Annotated in this window: 20 protein-coding genes; 11 read left to right on the forward strand and 9 right to left on the reverse strand. The window is 71.1% G+C overall.

Translation table 11 applies throughout. The annotated features are described in order from the left end of the window. Positions 1–3,374: L-glutamate gamma-semialdehyde dehydrogenase (locus JOY88_RS21405; RefSeq protein ID WP_524539246.1), on the forward strand; the 3,374-nt coding region annotated here is incomplete at its 5' end. Positions 3,375–3,546: 172 nt separating this feature from the next. Here JOY88_RS21405 and JOY88_RS21410 read toward each other — a convergent pair. Genes JOY88_RS21410 through JOY88_RS21425 form a run of 4 tightly spaced genes read right to left on the reverse strand, consistent with a single transcriptional unit; the run spans position 3,547 to position 5,199 of the window. After that, complete coding sequence (locus JOY88_RS21410) at positions 3,547–3,990, reverse strand: hypothetical protein (RefSeq protein ID WP_293504675.1); 444 nt, start codon at positions 3,988–3,990, stop codon at positions 3,547–3,549. Then, the gene (locus tag JOY88_RS21415) at positions 3,983–4,288 is read right to left on the reverse strand and encodes a hypothetical protein (RefSeq protein WP_293504676.1); all 306 of its coding nucleotides are present in this window, start codon (positions 4,286–4,288) and stop codon (positions 3,983–3,985) included. Before JOY88_RS21415 ends, JOY88_RS21410 begins: the two co-directional genes overlap by 8 nt. A gap of 3 nt (positions 4,289–4,291) precedes the next feature. Continuing rightward, positions 4,292–4,618: a YbjQ family protein gene (locus JOY88_RS21420; protein ID WP_293504677.1), complete on the reverse strand. Its 327-nt coding sequence runs from the start codon at positions 4,616–4,618 to the stop codon at positions 4,292–4,294. 29 nt (positions 4,619–4,647) lie between these two features. After that, positions 4,648–5,199: a GNAT family N-acetyltransferase gene (locus JOY88_RS21425; RefSeq protein WP_293504678.1), complete on the reverse strand. Its 552-nt coding sequence runs from the start codon at positions 5,197–5,199 to the stop codon at positions 4,648–4,650. 44 nt (positions 5,200–5,243) lie between these two features. Here JOY88_RS21425 and JOY88_RS21430 point away from each other — a divergent pair, with 44 nt between their 5' ends. After that, complete coding sequence (locus JOY88_RS21430; RefSeq protein WP_293504692.1) at positions 5,244–5,456, forward strand: oxidoreductase-like domain-containing protein; 213 nt, start codon at positions 5,244–5,246, stop codon at positions 5,454–5,456. On the opposite strand, the gene JOY88_RS21435 is transcribed toward JOY88_RS21430, so the two are convergent. Then, entirely contained in the window at positions 5,426–6,979 is a 1,554-nt protein-coding gene (locus JOY88_RS21435) for a methyl-accepting chemotaxis protein (RefSeq protein ID WP_293504679.1), read from the reverse strand. The genes JOY88_RS21430 and JOY88_RS21435 overlap by 31 nt on opposite strands. Before the next feature lie 142 nt (positions 6,980–7,121). Between JOY88_RS21435 and JOY88_RS21440 the strand changes: the two genes are divergently transcribed. From JOY88_RS21440 to JOY88_RS21450, 3 genes are all read left to right on the forward strand, one after another. Further along, on the forward strand, positions 7,122–7,538 hold the full coding sequence (locus JOY88_RS21440) for a hypothetical protein (protein WP_293504680.1): 417 nt from the start codon (positions 7,122–7,124) through the stop codon (positions 7,536–7,538). A 39-nt stretch (positions 7,539–7,577) separates the two neighbouring features. Then, positions 7,578–9,431, forward strand: a complete 1,854-nt coding sequence (locus JOY88_RS21445) for an ABC transporter ATP-binding protein (RefSeq protein WP_524539247.1) — start codon at positions 7,578–7,580, stop codon at positions 9,429–9,431. Positions 9,432–9,526: 95 nt separating this feature from the next. After that, on the forward strand, positions 9,527–10,651 hold the full coding sequence (locus JOY88_RS21450) for a S1C family serine protease (RefSeq protein ID WP_293504681.1): 1,125 nt from the start codon (positions 9,527–9,529) through the stop codon (positions 10,649–10,651). Between the two features lie 18 nt (positions 10,652–10,669). Here JOY88_RS21450 and JOY88_RS21455 read toward each other — a convergent pair whose 3' ends face one another. Next, complete coding sequence (locus tag JOY88_RS21455; protein WP_293504682.1) at positions 10,670–11,683, reverse strand: hypothetical protein; 1,014 nt, start codon at positions 11,681–11,683, stop codon at positions 10,670–10,672. Between the two features lie 2 nt (positions 11,684–11,685). Continuing rightward, on the reverse strand, positions 11,686–12,036 hold the full coding sequence (locus tag JOY88_RS21460; protein WP_293504683.1) for a hypothetical protein: 351 nt from the start codon (positions 12,034–12,036) through the stop codon (positions 11,686–11,688). A gap of 182 nt (positions 12,037–12,218) precedes the next feature. On the opposite strand from JOY88_RS21460, the gene proC reads away from it, so the two are divergent. The 5 genes from proC (at position 12,219) to JOY88_RS21485 (ending at position 16,563) form a co-directional block, all read left to right on the forward strand. Next, complete coding sequence (proC, locus tag JOY88_RS21465; RefSeq protein ID WP_293504684.1) at positions 12,219–13,031, forward strand: pyrroline-5-carboxylate reductase; 813 nt, start codon at positions 12,219–12,221, stop codon at positions 13,029–13,031. Then, positions 13,032–13,574, forward strand: a complete 543-nt coding sequence (locus JOY88_RS21470) for a chorismate--pyruvate lyase family protein (protein WP_293504685.1) — start codon at positions 13,032–13,034, stop codon at positions 13,572–13,574. Positions 13,575–13,738: 164 nt separating this feature from the next. Continuing rightward, entirely contained in the window at positions 13,739–14,287 is a 549-nt protein-coding gene (locus tag JOY88_RS21475) for a hypothetical protein (RefSeq protein ID WP_293504686.1), read from the forward strand. 112 nt (positions 14,288–14,399) lie between these two features. Next, positions 14,400–15,542, forward strand: a complete 1,143-nt coding sequence (locus JOY88_RS21480; RefSeq protein WP_293504687.1) for an HPP family protein — start codon at positions 14,400–14,402, stop codon at positions 15,540–15,542. After that, positions 15,532–16,563 (forward strand): Gfo/Idh/MocA family protein, encoded by a 1,032-nt coding sequence (locus tag JOY88_RS21485; protein ID WP_293504688.1) that lies wholly within the window; start codon positions 15,532–15,534, stop codon positions 16,561–16,563. Before JOY88_RS21480 ends, JOY88_RS21485 begins: the two co-directional genes overlap by 11 nt. A gap of 9 nt (positions 16,564–16,572) precedes the next feature. Here JOY88_RS21485 and JOY88_RS21490 read toward each other — a convergent pair whose 3' ends face one another. Then, entirely contained in the window at positions 16,573–18,159 is a 1,587-nt protein-coding gene (locus JOY88_RS21490; RefSeq protein ID WP_293504689.1) for a S41 family peptidase, read from the reverse strand. Between the two features lie 92 nt (positions 18,160–18,251). Next, a complete protein-coding gene (gene ubiA / locus JOY88_RS21495) occupies positions 18,252–19,157 on the reverse strand; it encodes a 4-hydroxybenzoate octaprenyltransferase (protein WP_293504690.1) in 906 nt (301 codons plus the stop codon). A 304-nt stretch (positions 19,158–19,461) separates the two neighbouring features. Between ubiA and JOY88_RS21500 the strand changes: the two genes are divergently transcribed. Beyond that, on the forward strand, positions 19,462–20,166 hold the full coding sequence (locus tag JOY88_RS21500) for a glutathione S-transferase N-terminal domain-containing protein (RefSeq protein ID WP_293504691.1): 705 nt from the start codon (positions 19,462–19,464) through the stop codon (positions 20,164–20,166). Positions 20,167–20,308 lie beyond the last annotated feature (142 nt).

A 20,308-nucleotide genomic window follows, 5' to 3' on the forward strand; every position in this document is an offset into this window, starting at 1 on the left:
CCATGGAGTCGTTGCTGCGCGAATACCCCATCACCAGCGCGGAAGGACTGGCGCTGATGCGCTTGGCAGAAGCACTGCTGCGTGTGCCCGACGCCCCGACCGCCATCGCGCTGACCGCCGACCAGCTGGGCCGGGCCCAATTCGATGGCGGCTCCGAGGGCCCGCACAAGATGCTGGCCTCGTTGTCGTCCACGGCCATTTCGCTGTCCAAGAAATTCCTGCCCGAAGCCGAAGGCGAGGGGGGGCTGCTGCAGCGCCTGGGTGCGCAGACCGTGGTGGCCGCCACGGTGCGGGCCATCCAGCTGCTGGGCCGGCAGTTCGTGCTGGGCCAGAGCATCAAGGAGGCCATGCACGAGGCCGACAGCGCCCGGCGCCAGCAAAAGCAGCTCCGCTTCAGCTACGACATGCTGGGCGAGGGGGCCCGCACCGAGGCGGACGCGGCACGCTATCAGGCCTCGTACCTGATGGCCATCGATGCCATCGCCAAGGGCCAGAAGGCCGATTCACCCGAGGCCTCGGACGGCATTTCGATCAAGCTCAGCGCCCTGTTCTCGCGCTACGAGGTCCTGCAGCGCGAGCGCGTGTTCGCCGAGCTGCTGCCGCGCGTCTGGCAGCTGATCGAGCGCGCGGCCAAGGCCAACATCAATCTCACCATCGACGCCGAAGAGGTCGACCGCCTGGAGCTGTCGCTGGAGGTGCTGGACGCGCTGGCCGGCCGCATCGCGCTGCAGTTCCCGCAATGGCGCGGATTTGGCCTGGCGGTGCAGGCCTACCAGACGCGCGCGCTGGCCGTGGTCAACGAGGTGGCCGGCATCGCCCGCAAGCACGGCTTGCGCTTCATGGTGCGGCTGGTCAAGGGGGCTTACTGGGACGGCGAAATCAAGCGCGCCCAGGAGCTGGGCCTGGAGGCCTATCCGGTGTTCACGCACAAGCAGCACACCGACGTGTCCTACCTGGCCTGCGCGCAGGCGCTGATCTCGCATGCCGACGTGATCTACCCGCAATTCGCCAGCCACAACGCCGGCACCATCGCCGCCATCGTGCAGATGGCGCGTGCCACCGGTGCCGCGTTCGAGATGCAGCGCCTGCACGGCATGGGCGAGGGCGTCTATCGCGAGGTGTTGCGCGACGGCTCCATCCCCTGCCGCGTCTACGCCCCCGTGGGCGAGCACCGAGACCTGCTGGCCTACCTGGTGCGCCGACTGCTGGAGAACGGCGCCAACTCCTCCTTCGTGCACCAGCTGGCCGACCCCGGCGTGGCCGTGCCCGAGCTGCTGGGCTCGCCATTGGCCGACATTCGCCATGCGAGCGCGCTGCCGCTGCCGGCGTCGCTGTACCTCGACGAGCAGGGCCGCGGCCGCGCCAACTCCACCGGCGCCGACCTGACCGCGCCGGCCCAGCGCGCGCCGCTGCAGGCCGCGCTGGACAGCGTGCCCGTGCTGCCCGTGCCGGAGGCCTCGGCCGCCACCGTCGACGCGGCCATGCAGCGCCTGCAGGCTGGCTTCGCCGGCTGGAACGCCACGCCCGTCGCGCAGCGCGCCGCCATGCTGCGCCGCGCCGCCGACGCGCTGGACGCGCGCCTGCCCGAGTTCTGCGCGCTGCTCGTCAAGGAGGCCTTCAAGACCCAGGCCGACTGCGTCGCCGAGGTGCGCGAGGCCGTGGACTTCATGCGCTACTACGCCGACCAGGCCGAGGCCGACGCCGACCTGATGCAGGGCCGCGGCGTGTTCGTCTGCATCAGCCCGTGGAACTTCCCGCTGGCCATCTTCGCGGGCCAGGTCGTCGCGGCGCTGGTGGCCGGCAACGCGGTCGCTGCCAAGCCGGCCGAGCAGACGCCCTATGTCGCGCTGAAGCTGGTCGAGCTGCTGATCGACGCAGGCGTGCCGGGCGATGCGCTGGCGTTGCTGCACGGCGCGGGCGAGACGGTGGGGGCGGGCCTGGTGGCCCACGCCCACACGGCCGGCGTCTGCTTCACCGGCTCCACGGCCGTCGCGCAGATCATCCACAAGGCCTTGGCCGCCAAGCCCAACTCACCCATCCCGCTGATCGCCGAGACGGGCGGCCTGAACGCGATGGTGGTCGACTCCACGGCCCTGCCCGAGCAGGTCATAGATGCGGTCGTGCAATCGGCCTTCCGCTCCGCCGGCCAGCGCTGCTCGGCGCTGCGCCTGCTGTGCGTGCAGTCCAGCATCGCCGACGGCGTCATCGAGATGCTCAAGGGTGCGTTGTCGGAGCTGCATGTGGGCCGGCCGGACGACCTCGCCACCGACGTGGGCCCCGTCATCGACGACGAGGCGCATGCCCACATCAGCAAGCATGTCGAGCGCCTGAAGCGCGACGCCAGGCTGATCGCCGAGGCGCCCGTGGCCGAGGCCATGCCGCGCCAGATCCGCCCCGTCGCCTTCGAGCTGCCGCGCATCGCCCAGCTGGGCGAGGAGATCTTCGGCCCGGTGCTGCATGTGGTGCGCTTCGAGGATTCGGTCGACGAGGTCATCCAGGAGATCAACGCGCTGGGCTACGGCCTGACGCTGGGCCTCCAGACCCGCATCGACAGCCGCGCCCAGCGCCTGGCCGACGAGGCGCGCATCGGCAACGTCTACGTCAACCGCAACATCATCGGCGCGGTGGTGGGCGTGCAGCCCTTCGGCGGCGAGGGCCTGTCGGGCACCGGCCCCAAGGCCGGCGGGCCGGACTATCTGCGCCGCTTCTGCGCCGAGCCGCGCATTGACGCACCGGCCCCGGCGCTGGCGCTGAACGGCGCCGCCGGCGCGCTGGCCGTGGCTGCCGATGCCGGCTGGCGCGTCACGCCGCTGGCCGAGCGCATCGCCACGCTGCGCCGCGCCGCCGACACGCTGGACGCGCCTGCGGCCCACGCGTTGCGCGGCCTGTTCACGGCCGCCCAGGCCCGGTTCGCCGACCAGACCCTGCCAGGCCCCACCGGCGAGAGCAACACGCTGCGCCACCATGCCCGCGGTGTCTTCGCGGTGCTGGGCCGCGCCGAGGCCGGCCTGGCCGCGGCCGTCAGCGCCCTGCTGGCCGGCAACAGCGCGATCTGGCTGGACGGCGACGAGCGCGCCCGCCAGGCGCTGCTGCGCGCCGGTCTGCCCGCGAACGCGCTGACCCTGCTGCCGGAGGCGACCCTGCCCGGTCTGCTGGCCGCGCCAGGCCTGGCCGGCGTCGCGCTGGCGTCCTCAGACGCCGCCTGTGCCCATGTGCTGGCCCAGGCGCTGGCCGCGCGGCCCGGCGCCATCCTGCCTCTTGTCACGGCGGCCGGCCACGTGCGCCAGCTCTACCGCTTCGCGGCGGAGCGGACGCTGACCATCAACACGGCGGCGGCGGGCGGCAACGCGGCCCTGCTGGCAGGCGTGCACTGAGGAGGCTCGGCGCATAGAAAGAGGCCCTCCGCGGTGGCAAGCCACCGGAAGAGGGCCCAAATCCACCCAGGGGGTGGAGGAGACAAGCGGTATGCGATGTCGCAATGTTGCGATGCAGCATACCCGAGGCAGGTCGGGTTTTGTGTGACAGCCTGACATGAAGCGCCGGGCCTCACATGGCGGGGCGCGCGGGTCGGAAGAAGCCGTCGAGGAAGGCGGCTGTCGCATCCGACAGGCCGACGATCTTGTTCGTCGCCTGGCGGTAGAACTTGAAGTTCAGTTCGGTCTCGGGCCGGCCGTCGGCCCAATCCGTGAAAGGCCTGAGCTCGGCGCGACCGAGGCGATGCCCCGCCATGGCCGTGCGCCGCACGGCAATGCCGACGCGCGGCGTCTGGCGCGCCAAGCCGGGCCGCCGCGGCGTCGCCTCGGCGGCCGTGACGACGCCGCGCGCCACCAGGCCCGCGCCGCCCTCGTTCTCGCTGGCGAAGAGGAAGACGATGTCGCCCGGCGCGATGTGCCTGCCGCCGTACATCGTCTTCTGGGCAGCGAACGTGAAGTGCTGCGCCTGTGCGTCGCGGATCTCGGCCTTGATGGCATAGGCCGGGCGATCAGCCATGGGGTCCTTCGCCGCCGTCCGGCGCGTGCTCGTAGCGCCGCTCGCCCGTGCGCGGGTTGTAGAACACCTGCATGGGCCGGCCCGACTCGGGGTCGATGAAGCGCTCGTCAGTCTTCTGCCAGTCGTCATCCCGCGCCGCGCTGTGCGCCCGGTAGCGCCAGCGCTCCAGCAGCACGGCCGCCGCGATGACGCCGCCCCAGAGGGCGAACGGCGCCGCGCCGCGATGGCCGGCCAGGAAGGCAACCAGGCCCGCCGCGCAGACCGTCAGCGCGGCGACCCACAGCAGCCTGCGCAGCATGGCTCAGGCGGCGACGCGCTCGACCACCACGGCGGTGCCATAGGCCACGATCTCGCTCATGGTCTGGCCCATCTCCGACGAGTCGAAGCGCATCATGACGACGGCATTGCCGCCCATCTCATGGGCGTTCTTGACCATGCGGTCGATGGCATGGCGCCGGGCCTCCTCCAGCAGCTGCGTGTACTCGGTGATCTCGCCGCCGACGATGGAGCGCAGCCCGGCCAGGACGTTGCCCGCCAGCCCGCGGCTGCGCACGACGACGCCAAAGACCTGGCCCTTGACCTCGACGACGCGGTGGCCGGCAATGTTCTCGGTGGTGACGATCAGCACGGGACTCTCCTGGCGGGCTGGGAATGGCGTCATTCTGGGCCCGCGGCCGGCGGCACGACATGGGCATGCATCCAGAAGTCGCCTGGCCGGCCCCGCACCAGGCGGTAGCTGCGCAGCAGGCCCTCGCGCGTGAAGCCGCAGCGCTCCAGCACCCTCATGGAACGGGTGTTGCTGCTCAGCGCCGTGGCCTGCACGCGCAGCAGGCCTACATGGCCATGCGCCCAGTCGACGAGCAGCCGGCCCATGGCGCTCGCGATGCCCTGGCCCCAGGCGCCCGGCGCCAGGTCGTAGGCCAGCTCGGCCGTGCGGTGCTCGGGCGAGACCGTGTGAAAGCCGATGGAGCCCAGCATGCGTCCGCCGGCGCGATCCGCGATCGCCAGGCGCAGCACCGACGACGGCGTGTGCTCCGCACGCGCGTGGTCGTAATGCTCGAGCTGCGACGGCGCCTGCGGACGCCAGCTGGTGTGCTCGTGGACGGCCGGCAGGGACAGGTAGTCGAACCAGACCGGGAGGTCCGCCGCCACGATAGGCCGCAGCGTCACGAGCGGGTGGGTGGATTCGGGCAGGGCGGTGAATTGCATGGGCCGGATTCTGCTCACCCGCACAATCGGCGGCGATGCTGCCGATGACACCACCGCCCGCGCCCGACGCGGATCCCATGCCCCTGCCACCGCCGGAGCCGGACTTCGACGCCTGTTGCGGCAACGGTTGTTCGCCCTGCATCTTCGATCTGCACGACCTGGCGATGGACGAATACCGGCGCGCACTGCGCGCGTGGCGCGAGCGCCATCCGGCCACCGATGCAGGTCAGGCCAGCCGGAACACCGCCACGGACTGAACGAGCTGCTGGGCCTGCTGCTTCAGGCTCTCCGCGGCGGCGGCGGACTGCTCCACCAGCGCGGCGTTCTCCTGCGTCGCGCGGTCCATCTGCGTGACGGCCTCGCCCACCTGCGCCACGCCGGAACTCTGCTCGCGGCTGGCGGCGCTGATCTCGCCCATGATGTCGGTGACGCGGCGTATCGACGCGACGACCTCGTCGATGGTCGCGCCCGCGCTGTCCACCTGGCTGCCGCCCAGCTCCACGCGCTCGACGCTGGCGGTGATCAGGGTCTTGATCTCCTTGGCGGCCTCGGCCGAGCGGCTGGCCAGCGTGCGCACCTCGGCGGCGACGACCGCGAAGCCGCGCCCCTGCTCGCCCGCGCGCGCCGCCTCGACGGCCGCGTTCAGCGCCAGGATGTTGGTCTGGAAGGCGATGCCGTCGATGACGCCGATGATGTCGGCGATCTTGCGCGAGCTGTCGCTGATCTCGCGCATGGTCTGCACGACTTGGCCGACCGCCTCGCCGCCGCGCACGGCGACGCTGGATGCGGCCAGCGCCAGCTGGTTGGCCTGTTGCGCGTTGTCGGCATTGCCGCGCACGGTGCTGCCCAGCTCTTCCATCGAGGCGGCCGTCTCCTCCAGTGCCGAGGCCTGCTGCTCGGTGCGGGCCGACAGGTCGTGGTTGCCCGACGAGATCTCGGCCGAGGCCGTCGCCACGCCCTCTGCGCCCTCGCGCACCCCGCGCACCAGGGCGGCCAGTCGGCCCTGCATCTCGTGCAGCGCCGTCAGCAGCCGGCCGGTTTCGTTGCTGCCGCCGCTCGCGATGGGCGTCGCCAGGTCGCCGGCGGCGACGTCGCTGGCCACCCGCACCGCCTCGTTCAGCGGCGCCGTCACGGCACGGATCAGCCACCAGCTCATGAAGCCCGCCAGGCCCAGCGCCACCAGCACCAGCGCGATGACCTGGGTGCGCGCGCTGCTCGCCTCGGTCTCGGCCGCCTCCGTGGACATGGCCATCAGCTTGTCGCCCAGCTCGATCAGCTCGTCCACCGCGCCCATGTAGGCGGCCTGCTTGGGCGGCAGGTCCACCAGCAGGCCCTGCGTGGCGCCGGCGACGTCGCCGGCCTTGAGCTGCTTGATGATCTGGTCGCGCACGCTGCGGTAGCCGCCGCGCGCCTCGTTGAGCTTGACCAGACCAGCCTTGCCGCCGGGCGTGGTCATGATCTTGCCGAGCTGCTCCAGCGTCTTGGCGGTGGACTTGGAGCCGGCCTCGATGACGGCGTATTCCGCGTCGATGGCGGCCTTGTCGCCGTTGCTGCCAAGCAGCACCAGGTTGCGCAGCGCGCGAGCCACGTTGTTGTTCGTGTCGCGAATCGAGCCGAAGGCCTTGACCTTGGGATAGCGGTCTTCCATCGCCAGCTTGAACTGCGCGTCCATCGCGCCCAGCCGGACCCAGGCCAGCGCGCCCATCAGCACAATCAGCAGGCCCATCGCCGCGAAGCCCAGCATCAGCAAGGTCGCGATCTTGGTGTTCTTCAAGCTCATCCCGTCATCCTCCCCATGCCCGCGCAACGCGATCTGTCATTCTTCGCCAAGGCGCCTGCCGGCGGCACATGCCGTGGCGGACAAGCCGGAGATTTGCGGCAGGACTGCACAATCGCAGCTCCCGCACCCAACGCCCCGCCCCATGCGCCTGAAGCTCGCCCTGTCCTTCATCGCCCTGCTGCTGCTCGTGGCGGCCTGGTTCGCCTTTGCCTGGCACTGGAGCTATGCCTCGGGCGAGCGCGCTGGCTGGGTGCAGAAGTTCTCGCGCAAGGGGTGGATCTGCAAGACCTGGGAGGGCGAGCAGGCACTGGTGTCGCTGCCCGGCTCCAGCACCGTCGAGAAGTTCCAGTTCACCGTGCACGACGAGGCCGCGGCCGAGGCCATCACCAAGGTGATGGGCCGGCGCGTCAACCTGCATTACGAGGAGAAGGTGGGCTTGCCGACCTCCTGCTTCGGCGAGACCCGACATTTCGTTACCGGCGTCACGCTGGTCGACGAGATCTCGCTGTCGCCCGGCGTCACCGTGCCACAGCCGCCGGCCTCAGCCGCCAGCCGCTGAGGCCGTGACCCGGTCGCGCGGTCCGGCGACACTAGCCGGATGTCGTTGTTCCAGCCCCTGACCTCGCGCTTCGAGCGCCTCGTCGACCCTTATCCAGAGACCGCTGCCGCGGCCCCGCCGACACGTTTCTTCGCCTTCCTGTGGCGCTGCGCCGATGGCGTGCGGCCGCATCTGTTCGCGGTCACGCTGTTCACGGCCGGCATCGCGGCGGCCGAGGCCCTGCTGTTCAGCCTGATGGCCTCGCTGGTGGACTGGCTGTCCACCCTCAAGCCGGCCGAGCTGTGGAGCCAGCCCCAGCCCGTCGTGCTGATGCTGCTGGGCTTGCTGGCCGCCAGCATCGTGCTTGCCTCGGCCCAGGCGCTGCTGAAGTACCAGGGCGTGTTCGGCAACTTCCCGATGCGGCTGCGCTGGATCTTCCACCGCCGCATGCTGTCGCAGAGCCTGGCCTTCTTCGGCGACGAGTTCGCCGGCCGCATCGCCACCAAGGTCATGCAGACGGCGCTGGCCGTGCGCGACACCTGGCTCATCGTCGTCGACATCCTCGTCTACGTGGCCGTCTACTTCGGTACGCTGGTGGGCATCGTCGCCAGCTTCGACGCCTGGCTGATGCTGCCCTTCGCCGGCTGGCTGGCTCTCTACCTGATGGCGCTGCGTTTCTTCGTGCCGCGGCTGGGCAAGATCGCCCAGGCCCAGGCCGACGCGCGCAGCCTGATGACGGGCCGCATCACCGACGCCTACACCAACATCGCCACCGTCAAGCTGTTCGCCCATGGCCGGCGCGAGGCCGGCTATGCCAAGGCAGCCATGCAGGACTTCATGCTGACGGCCTACGGCCAGATGCGCCTGGTGACCGGCTTCGAGGTCGTCAACACGCTGCTGTCGGCGCTGCTGGTGGGCAGCACGGCGCTGCTGGCGCTGTGGCTATGGGGCGTGTCCGCCGTGGGCGTCGGCGCCGTCGCCGCGGCCACCGCGATGGCGATGCGGCTGAACGGCATCTCGCATTGGGTGATGTGGGAGATGGCGTCGCTGTTCGAGCACATCGGCACCGTGCAGGACGGTCTGGCCACGCTGTCCAAGCCGCAGGCGATCGCCGATGCGAACGGCGCCACCGAGCTGACGGTGAAGCAGGGCGAGGTGCGCTTCGAGAGCCTGCGCTTCGCCTACCCCAACGGCAAGGTCGTCGTCGACGGGCTGGACCTGACCATCAGGCCCGGCGAGAAGATCGGGCTGGTGGGCCGCAGCGGCGCGGGCAAGAGCACGCTGGTGAACCTGCTGCTGCGCCTCTATGACCTGCCGGCCGGCGGCGGCCGCATCAGCATCGACGGCCAGGACATTGCCGGCGTCACGCAGGACTCGCTGCGCCAGCACATCGGCATGGTCACGCAGGACACCTCGCTGCTGCACCGCTCGGTGGCCGACAACATCCTCTACGGCCGCCCTGGCGCGAGCCCCGCCGAGCTGGCGCGTGCGGCCCAGCGCGCGCATGCCGACGAGTTCATCGCGACGCTGTCCGATCCCAGGGGCCGCACCGGCTTTGAAGCCTTCGTCGGCGAGCGCGGTGTCAAGCTCAGCGGCGGCCAGCGCCAGCGCATCGCCATCGCCCGCGTGATGCTGAAGGACGCACCCATCCTGCTGCTGGACGAGGCCACCAGCGCGCTGGACAGCGAGGTCGAGGCCGCCATCCAGCAAAGCCTCTACACGCTGATGGAGGGCAAGACGGTGGTGGCCATCGCCCACCGCCTGTCCACCATCGCCGCGCTGGACCGTCTCATCGTCATGGACGCCGGCCGCATCGTCGAGCAGGGAACCCATGCCGAACTGCTGGCGGCGAACGGCATCTATGCGCGGCTCTGGGCGCACCAGAGCGGCGGTTTCCTGGGGCTGGAGGACTGAACGAGCGCCTCGCCGATCGGGGGTTTCCTCGGGCCTTGCGCCGCCGCGCGCCATGGGTGCCGGGTACTACCATCGACCGAAACAGGGGGGCGCAGATGTTCGGAACGTTTCGTGGGGCGCGGCTGTTCGGGCTGGCGCTGGGACTGCTGGCGGGTTTGTCGTTGCAGGGCTGTGCGTCGTCCACGCAGCTGATCACCAACCAGAACGCGTCCAGCGAGCTCAAGACCAAGAGCTACAAGTCCTACAAGGAAATCCTGTTCGTGCCGCCCAAGGAGGACGCACGTCAGGTCGCGCCCAGGATCGTCGCGGGCCTGGAGTCCATGGGATTTCGCGTGACGGTGATGCCGGCCGGAAAGCCGGTGGAGGCCTCGCAGGGCACGGGCTTCGTCGTCGGCGCCGACGGCCTGCTGCTGACCTGTGCCCATGTGCTGGGCGAGTTCAAGGAGGCGACAGTCACGCTCAACGGCCAGCGCCTGCTCGCGGACGTCGTCCAGGCCGACAAGGAGGCCGATCTTGCGCTGCTGCGGCTGCGCGAGCCGCTGCCGGCCGGCAGCACGGTGCTGCCCTTTCGCGGCGCCGCAAGACCGGCGGCCATGGGCGATGACGTCTTCACGATTGGCTACCCTCTGTCCCGCCTGCTGGGCAACGCGGCGCGCATGACGCGCGGCCTGGTGTCCGCCACAGCAGGGATGCGCGACAACCCCAAGGAATTGCAGGTCACTGCGGAAATCCAGCCCGGCAACAGCGGCGGTCCGCTGCTGGATCGCGAGGGCAATGTGGTGGGCGTCATCAGCAAGACGCTGAACGCCGGCCGCGTGGCCGCTGCCACCGGCGGCGCGCTGCCGCAGAACGTCAACTTTGCGATCAAGAGCGGCGAGGCGCTGAGCTTCGTCAAGACTGTTGACGAAGCCGGCTTTGGCCGCCTGGCCTACGACAAGGCGTCGGGCCTGGAGGCCGCGAGCAAGGGCGTGGCGAAGATCCAGGCCGGCATCGTCGCGCCGGAATCGGAGCGTGCCGACAAGATGGTTGTCCACCTCAGCTACATCAGCATGTGGGACCTCTGGTACCGCTTTCGCATGTTCCTGCTCGCCGCCTTCGACCACGAGACCCAGGAGCCGCTCTTCATCGCCGGCCAGGGGCGCGACAACCTCGTGTCCAACGAAGATGTGGTGATCCGCGACACGCTGCAGCAGTTCCGCAAGGAAGTGAACTCGCGCTGAGCCGCGAGGCCCACCGACTCAGCGCGGCGTCAGCAGTGTGCTGGCGGGAGGCTCCGCGCCGCGCAGCTGCGCGTCCAGGAAGGCCGTGCTCAGGCGCAGGGCCTCGTGCAGGTCGGCCTGGGCTGCCTCGGTGGCGCTGCCACTGCGCGGGCCGCGCGGCGCGCCGCCGGCCGGACCATGGGCGCCTTGGCCACCGCCCATGCCGCCGCGCTGCTGCCCGCCCATGGCCTCGCGGCCATGGTGCTGGTCCTGCGCATGCCAGCCCTCCGGCGCCAGCGTGCCCGACAGCGCCGCGTGCGACAGGCCCGGTGGGCTCAGCAGCCAGCTGGCGCCAGGGCGCAGCGTGGCCAGGGCGCGGTGGCGCTCGGTCGGGCGGGTGACGAGGCCCAGGGCGTCGCCATCGGTGTCGCTGGTGACCAGCAGCGCGGGCGGCGTTGCGGCGGCGGCGTCCATGGGCGGCGGGCTGATGGCGATGACGGCTTGGGGCAGCCAGGCGCTGTCGTCGCTACCCAGGTCCAGCACCGTCTGCGCGCCGGTCTCGTAGCCGGCCACGGCCGCGCGCTGCCAGTCCAGTGCCACGCCGGCTGCCTGCGGGCCGGCCTGCAGTGCCGCGAGCAGGCGGCGCAGCGCGGCCAGGCGGGCCGCGCGCATGGCCTCGCCGTAGTGCAGCTGGCCCAGCTCGCGGAACTCGCCGCTGCGCGCCAGCGCCGAGCGCCAGGCGGCGGCGTCGTCCTCCAGTGGCTGTACGGCCAGCACTGCATAGCCGGCCTGTGCCCAGGCGGCCGCCCAGCGCTGGCCGGCCTCGCTGCCCTGGCCGAGGCCGGGCAGGTAGACGACGACGGGCAGCGGCCCGGCGGCGCCCGCGCGGCGCGTGACCGTCACGTGCCGGCCCTGCAGTTCGAACCTGGCGAGGGACAGGTTCAGCTCGCGCGCCGCCGTCTCGGCCCAGGGCTTGGGCGGCGCCGGACCACCGGCGCAGGCGGTCAGCGCGAGGGCGGCGAGCAGCAGCAGCGGACGACGGGTGAAGGGCATGGTCAGAACTTGCCGAAGAAGGCGGTGATGTCGAACCAGATCGACAGTTCACGGCCATCGGCGGTCGTGATGTCGAGGCGGTCGTAGTGCCTGGCGTCCTTGTGCACCAGGGCCTGGACCCTGAGCTTGAAGCCCGGGTAGCGCTGCATCAGCCATATGTACTCGGCTTGCACGCCAGCGCGGCCCTTGAGCTCCGTCAGGATGACGACGGCGTGGGCCATGCTGCCGCCATCGCTGCCGGCAAAGGCGACGCCCGGCGGGGCCTGGACGACGGGGGGGGCCGGAGGCGGCGCCTGGCAGGCGGCCAGGGCCGTGCTGAGCAGCAGCCAGGTGGCGAGGCGTGAAAAGGTCATGGCGGGGCGGGCGGGGGGCAAGATAGTGGGGGCATGTCGCTGATTTGTGTCTGGGGCCGGGTCACAACGCGGAGCCCGGCGCGCCGTGGCCGATGGCGTGGATGGTTCTCCCATCGGCACGCATTGTTGGTGCGCCCGCGATGCGCCGCTGCTTGGAGTTTCCCGACCTTAGACTTGCAGCCATGAGTGCAGAACAGATCGCCTTCATCGGCGGCGGCAACATGGCCAGCGCCATCATCGGCGGACTGTTGCGTGCCGGCATGAAGCCCACCCAGTTCAGCGTCGTCGAGCCCCATGCGCCGCAGCGCGACAAGCTCGCCGGCGAGTTCGGCGTTGCGGCCCAGGCCGTGGGCGACGCGGGCCTGGCCGCGGCCGGGACCGTCGTGTGGGCCGTCAAGCCGCAGCTGTTCGGCGCGGCGTCCGAGCCCGTCAGGGCCTGGGTCGGCGGTGCGCTGCACCTGTCGGTCATGGCCGGCATACGCTCGGAGGCTCTCGTTGCCGCCACCGGCAGCGAGCGAGTCGTGCGCGCCATGCCCAACACGCCGGCGCTGATCGGCCAGGGCATCGCCGGCCTGTTCGCGCGGCCGGCCGTGTCGGCCGGCGAACGCGCCACCGTCGAGCGCCTGCTGGCGCCCACCGGCCAGACGCTGTGGGTGGCCCGCGAGGACGACCTCGACGCCGTGACGGCGTTGTCGGGCTCGGGCCCGGCCTACTTCTTCTTTTTCGTCGAGGCCATGATGGCCGCGGCGGTGGACATGGGCCTGACTGCCGAGCAGGGCCGGCGCCTGGCGCTGGCCACGTGCGCCGGCGCGGCCGGCCTGGGCCTGGCGTCGGACGAATCGCCGGCCGTGCTGCGCGAACGCGTGACGAGCAAGGGCGGTACGACGCATGCGGCCATCACGTCGCTGCAGGCCGACGCCGTCGACGCGGCCCTGCGCCGCGCCGTGCTGGCGGCGCACAAGCGCGCGGCGGAACTGGGTCGAGAATTCGGCTGAATGGGCATCGCGACGAGAGACAGCCTGCGTGACTGGCTGCACGCGCCGGGCTCGCTGAGCCGCCGCCTGGCCCGTCTCGGCGAGCGCTTCGAGGTGCAGGTGCTGCGCCAGGGCGTCGTGCCGTTCCGGGCGTTGGAGCGCGCCGCGCTGGGCCTGCCGCCGCGCGGGCTGACGGTGGTGCGCGAGGTCATCCTGCGGGTGGACGGCGAGCCTCTGATCTGGGCGCGCTCGGCCGTGCACCAGCGCGCCACCACCGGCCCCTGGCGGGCGCTGAAGGGCCTGGGCGCCCGGCCGCTGGCCCACCTGCTCTATGACGACCCGCTGATCCATCGCAGCGAGCTACAGCCGCGCCGCCTGTCCCGCCCGGGTCACACGCGCCGCCATGCCGCCCGGCAATGGCTGGAGGCCACGGGCAGCGTCATGCCATCCCAGATGCTGTGGTCGCGCAATTCGGTGTTCAGCCGCAGCGGCGCGCAATTGCGGGTCATGGAGCTGTTCGTGCCGGCGCTGGCCGGCCACCGGCCCGGCCGGCCCGTCGCCTAGCTGTCATTGAGCTGACGCCTCTACGATGAATTGTTTCTGTGATGTCATAAATGCGCGGAGCGCCCATAAACGCTCATAAACTTGATCCGTACCAGAGGGGCGTTAGTAGACCGGGCCGTACAACCATGTGCAGGCAGGCAGAGTGACTGGAACTGGGGGCAATCATGAACACGCGAGACGTGGTGATCTTCAGCGGCGAACGCTTTGTCGTGCCGCAGTGCATACAGAGAATTGACCATCTATCGACCCACGGCTGGCAGCTGCGCTACGGCGGCACCAAGCTGTTTTCCGACCACAGCCAGGACGGCAGCGGCGCGAGGCGCGCGCTGGCGATGGCGACCAAGGAGCTGTTCAAGCGCATCGCAACGTTGCCCGCGCCGTCGCGGCTGCGTCGCACGCCCAGCCGCAAGAAGCAGAGCGACCTGCCTTCGGGCATCTCCGGCCCCATCGTGCGCCAGCGCGCCGGCAGCCGCGTGCGCGACTGCAGCTTCGCCGTGACGCTGCCGCGCTTCGGCGAGACACCGCTGGCGCGCAGTGTCTACATCGGCACCGAGAACACCTACACCGTCGAGCGGTACCAGGAGGCGCTGGAGCGCGCCGTCGCGCTGCGCGAGAAGGCCGAGGCCGCCTACCAGCGCGCTGCGACCAAGGAGCGTCGCGCCCAGGCCCAGGCGTTGAAGCTGAAGATGAACGGGCTGCTCGGCAAGGCCTGACGGGTCAGTTCATCTCTGCGCGGGACGGGGCCGGCTGAAACCCGCTTGAGCCCAGGCGGGTGCTGGCAGCGGACACAATCGGCGGCCCTGGCTCCGATGCCCGCCGCCGCCCATGCCCAACGCCGACACCCCGCGCCAGCGCGCGCTCGCGCTGTTGAACGCGCTGCGGCCCGCGCCGCAAGCCGTCAATGCGCGCGAGCGCCTGCGCGTGCTGCTCGGGGCCGGTATCGGCATCCTGCTGGCCGGTGCGCTCAGCCAGGCGGCCATGGCGCCGGGCCTGCCCTGGCTGGTGGCGCCGCTGGGGGCCAGCGCGGTGCTGGTCTTCGGCCTGCCGGCCAGCCCGCTGGCCCAGCCCTGGGCCGTGCTGGGCGGCAACACGGTATCGGCCCTGGTCGGCATCGCCTGCCTGCACTGGCTGCCGCTGCCACCCATGGCGATGGCAGCCGCCGCCGTCGCGCTGGCCATAGGGCTGATGTTCCTGCTGCGCTGTCTGCACCCGCCCGGCGGCGCGGCCAGCCTGCTGATGGTGCTGACGGCGACGCGGGACTGGCATTTCGCGCTGCAGCCCGTGGCGCTGAACTCGCTGCTGCTGGTGCTGGCCGGCATGGCCTACAACGGCCTGACCGGCCGCCGCTACCCGCATGCCCAGCAGGCGCCGGTGCCACTGGGCGCGCAGCTGGCGCCACCGCGCTTTGGCGACGCCGAGCTGGACGCCGTGCTGGCCCGCTACAACCAGGTGCTGGACGTGCCGCGCGACGACCTCGCCGACCTGCTGCACGAGGCCGAGTTGCTGAGCTACCGCAACCGCCTGGGTGGCCTGCGCTGCGAGGACATCATGTCCAGCCCCGTCATCAGCGTCGAGTTCGGCACGCCGCTGGCCGAGGCCTGGGCGCTGCTGCAGCGGCACCATATCAAGGCCCTGCCGGTGGTGGACCGCGTGCAGCGCATCGTCGGCATCGTGACCCGGGCCGACTTCATGCGTGCCGCCGAAGCTGACCGGCGCGAGGGGCTGGCCGGCCGGCTGCAGGCGTTGCTGCGGCCCTCGTCGTCCACGCATTCGACCAAGCCCGAGGTGGTAGGCCAGATCATGAGCCGCCAGGTGCGCGTGGCCAGCGCCGATCGGCCCATCGCCGGGCTGGTGCCGCTGTTCTCCGACACCGGCCATCACCACATCCCCATCGTCGGCGAGCAGGCCCGGCTCGTCGGCATCCTCACGCAATCCGACCTCGTGAAGGCGCTCAGCCATGGCCCTTGACCACCACGTCTTCCGCTGGGGCGTCATCGGCCCGGGCGGCATCGCCAACCGCTTCGCCGCCGCGCTGGCCGGCGTGCCTGGCGCGCGCCTGGCGGCCGTGTTCGCGCGCGATGCGGCCAAGGGCCGGGCCTATGCAGCGAGGTGGCAGCGCGACGGCGAACCCGCGCGCGTGACGACGGCGCTGGCCGAACTGCTGGCCGATCCGGCCATCGACGCCGTCTACATCGCCACACCGCACTCCCACCACGGCGAGTACGTGCGCGCCGCGCTGGTGGCCGGCAAGCCAGTACTGTGCGAGAAGCCGCTGGTCACGTCGCTGGAGGAGGGGCAGGCCCTCGTCGAGCTGGCGCGTGCGAAGGGCGTGTTCCTGATGGAGGCGCTATGGACGCGCTTCCTGCCAGCCTATGAGCTGGCGGGCCGCTGGCTGAGGGAGGGCGCCATCGGCGAGCTGCGCGCGATGCAGTCGACGTTCTGCTTCTCGTCCGCCTACGACCCGGTGCACCGCAACTGGAACCCGGCGCTGGCCGGCGGCTCGCTGTGGGACATCGGCATCTACAACCTGGCCGTGACACGCTGGGTGCTGCAGCAGATGAACGACGGCGCCTGCCCCGAGCCGGTGGCCATCGACGTGGCTGCCCAGCTCGCGCCTACCGGCGTGGATGCGGCCGTCAACGTGACGCTGCATTTCCCCGGAGGCGTCACGTCGCAGTTCCGCTGCGGCTTCGACGCGTCGTCGGTGAACGCCTTCGAGGCGCTGGGTTCCAAGGCCGGCCTGCGCTTCCCGGTGGACTTCTGGGGCGCACAGGCGGTCGAGCTGGTCACGCGCAAGGCACCGGCTCAGCGCGCCGAGGCGCCCTACATCGTCAACGGCTTCGAGGGCGAGGTTGCCGAGGCGCAGGCCTGCATACGCGCCGGCTTGCTGGAGAGCCCGCGCATGCCGCACGCCGAGACGCTGGCGCTTCTACGCTGGATGGACGCCATCCGGGAGCGCTTCCCCGGCGGCGTCAACAAGAAGGGCTGAAGCGCCGGCTCAGCGCGGCAGCCAGATGCGGTTGCTGCGCGCGGGGTTGCCGCGCAGCGTCATGGCCGCGCCGCCCTCGCCGGCGACCGCGCCTTGCGCGCGCGTGCTGGCTTCGGACGCGCCAGGCCGCACGACGCAGAGGCCGCGGTCCACATGGTCCAGCGCCGTGGCCAGCATCCCTTCGGTGGTGTCGCCCAGCGCGCGGCCGAAGTCGTCGGCCACGCTGCAGCCTTTGACGAAGCGCGTGCCCGCCGCGCCGCTGCCGCTGGGCTCGAAGCCGTCGGCATAGTCGCCGAAGCCCTGCGCGTTGACGCCGGCGAACTCGATCGGGAAGTAGCTGACGCCGCAGTTGTCCCTGGCCGTGAAGCCATAGGGCTTGCCGCAGGTCTTGCCGCCGATCAGCACCACGTCCACGCCCACGCCGCGCAGGCCGTTGATGACCGACTCGCTGGCCGAGCAGGTGCCCGACTGCGCCAGCACGTAGACGCGGCTCAGGTTCAGCGCCGGCAGCGCCTCCTGCTTGCTGCACTTGTTGCCGACGAGGATGCACGAGGTGGTGTAGAACGGCGTCGCGGCGTTCTCGCTGCTGCGCCGGGCGTTGAAGCGCAGCGTCTCGAAGGCCTGGCTGCCGGTGCGCGCGGGGCCGGCGATCATCGTCGCCAGCTCGCTGGCGATGTAGAGATAGCCGCCGCCGTTGTAGCGCAGGTCCAGCACCAGCTCCTGCACCCCCTGGGCCTGGAAGCTGCGCATCGCCGCGATGAGCTGGGCCTCGGCCGGCGCGACGTGGTCGTTGAACAGCAGGTAGCCGGCCCGCATGCCCTGCGGCGTCGTCACGACGCGGGCCAGGGGCACCGGCGTCTTCGTGACGATGGTGCTCGTCAGGCTGCGCGTGGCCATCCCGCCGCCGGCGCGCGTGAAGCTGAAGTTGTGCGGCGTGCCGGCCTTGCCGGGGAACAGCGCCGCGTTCAGCAGGTCCACGCCGTTGCTGTCGGCCGCGTCGGCGTTGATGCCGTCCACGCTGTAGAGCTGGTCGCCGCGCACCACGCCCGCCAGGTCGGCCGGGCTGCCGGCCTCGACGTAGGCGACGCGGACCTGTCGCGGCGGCGTCGGGCTGGCGAGCTTCCACTCGATGCCGTAGCCGGCCTCGGCAGCGTTCTCGCTGAGCGCCTTCCACCGGTCCGTCGGGTAGGTGAAGCTGAAGCGGTCGCGCCGCTGGCCGGTGCCGGTCAGGCCGGGCGTCTTCAACGCCTCGAAGTAGTTGTCCAGCGCGGCATAGACGTCGCCGCCGCTGTAGCGCGCGCCGCCCGGATCCACTCGCGGTACCTCGTCGCGCCACAGATAGGCTTCGTCGAAATAGGCGCGCAGCCATCTCTTCTCGCTGTCCAGCGTGGCAGTGCGCAGGCCGGCGGCGGCCATCGTGTTGGTGGCTGCGCATTGCTGGGCAAAGCTGGACGACGGGCCGGCCGGGTCGGCCGAGAGGCCGCCCGAGTTGCCGCCGGACCCCGGGGACTCCGGCGCGCTGCCGCCGCCGCCGCCGCAGCCGCTCAAGGCCAGGCCCAAGGCCAGGGCCCAGGCCCCGCGCATCGCATTCGACATGGTTCTCACTCCCTGCAGATTTGCAGGCAATGTAAGCGCGTTCTCATGCGGCGGCGGCCGGGACTAGCCGCACGAAATCGGCGTTATTCACATCAGCGCAGGGCCAGGTCGGCGACCGTGCCGGCAAACACCGCGAAGCCCACCCAGTGGTTGGCGCGGAAGGCGCGGAAGCAGTCGTCGCGCTGGCGCTTGCGGATCAGCGTGAAGTGCCAGGCGGCCTGTGCCGCGGCCGCCGCGATGCCCAGCAGGAACCAGCGGCCCAGGCCCAGCCGCAGGCTCAGTGCCGTCCACAGGCCCAGGTAGATTGCATAGAACGCCATGATGCCCACCACGTCCCAGCGGCCCAGGGCGATGGCCGAGGAGCGCACGCCGATGCGCAGGTCGTCGTCGCGGTCCACCATGGCGTACTCGGTGTCGTAGGCTAGCACCCAGAACAGGTTGGCCACCAGCAGCGCCCAGGCCGACAGCGGCACCGAATGCAGATGCCATTCCACGCCGCCCAGCGCCGCGGCGAAGGCCATGGGGATGCCGAAGGAGAACGCGACGCCCAGCACCGCCTGCGGCATGGCCAGCACGCGCTTGGCGAAGGGGTAGACGATGGCCACGGCCAGCGCCGCGAAGCTCAGCAGGACGGCCGGCCGGTTGGTCGTCAGCACCAGGCCGAAGGAAACCAGCGAGAGCCCGGCGCCCAGCAGCAAGGCCTCTCGGACCGACACGGCGCCCGTGGTTACCGGCCGCTGCGCGGTGCGCTTGACGTGGCGGTCGAAGTCGCGGTCGGCCACGTCGTTGACGCAGCAGCCGGCCGAGCGCATCAGCACCGTGCCCAGCGTGAAGACGGCCAGCAGATGCCAGCCCGGCCAGCCGTCCGCGGCGATCCAGAGCGCCGACAGCGTCGGCCACAGCAGCAGCAGCCAACCGGCCGGGCGGTTCCAGCGGATCAGCTGCAGGTAGAGCGCGAGCCTGGAAGGAGGCGTCGCGGCGGAGGCGGTTGTGGACATGGGGGCATTTTCACGCGGCTCGCGGCCCCGCCGTCAACGGCGGCGAGTTCTTGATGCCGGCCCTGGCCGGCTGCCACTGCAACGACTTCTGCCGCGAGGCTGCCTGGCTGCAGATCCCGCTCGACGCCGTGGGAGTCGAGGCCGACTCCGAGTTCGACGGCATCGCCTCGCCCTCGCCGCCGGCGCGGTCCGTCGCGTCGACTGGGCTTGAGGCCTCCTGCCTGAATCGCGATGTCCCGGTTGGCGCATGGCCAATGCGGCGCGCCTACAGTCGTGCGCCTCCAACCCTAATGCCGTCTCCGCCATGACCGACCTCAGTGCCTTCCCCATCACGAAGAAATGGCCCGCCGCCCACCCGGAGTGGCTGCAGCTGTACTCGCTGCCCACGCCCAACGGTGTCAAGGTGTCCATCGCGCTGGAGGAGACGGGCCTGCCCTACGAGCCGCATCTGGTGAGGTTCGACGCCAACGACCAGCTCAGCCCCGAGTTCCTGTCGCTGAACCCGAACAACAAGATTCCCGCCATCATCGACCCCGCCGGTCCCGGCGGCCGGCCGCTGGCGCTGTTCGAGAGCGGCGCCATCCTCGTCTACCTGGCCGACAAGACCGGCCAACTGCTGCCCAAGGACGCGGCCGGCCGCTACGAGGCCCTGCAGTGGCTGATGTTCCAGATGGGCGGCATCGGGCCGATGTTCGGCCAGGTTGGCTTCTTCCACAAATTTGCCGGCAAGGACTTCGAGGACAAGCGCCCGCGCGACCGCTACGTCGCCGAGGCGCGCCGCCTGCTGGCGGTGCTGGACGGCCACCTCAAGGGCAGGGCCTGGCTGGCCGGCGACGAGTACGGCATCGCCGACATCGCGACCTTCCCCTGGGTCAACAATCTGGTCGGCTTCTACGGCGCCGGTGATCTTGTCGGCTTCGGCGACTTCCGCGAGGTGGGCCGCGTGCTGCAGGCTTTCCTTGCGCGGCCGGCGGTGCAGCGCGGGCTCAAGATCCCGGCGCGGGACTGAGAGCCTGAGAGTTTTTCTCCACCGCCCTTTGCTGGCACGAAACTGGCATGTGCTGAGGCATGAGTGATGCCAGGCACCAAGGTGATGCGTCGGCCGGTCTGTTCGAGGACCTGGCGGCGGTGGACGAACAGCAGCTCAGGGC

Origin of the sequence: Roseateles sp. (assembly GCF_019237615.1) — a bacterium.
GTDB lineage: Bacteria > Pseudomonadota > Gammaproteobacteria > Burkholderiales > Burkholderiaceae_C > Pelomonas.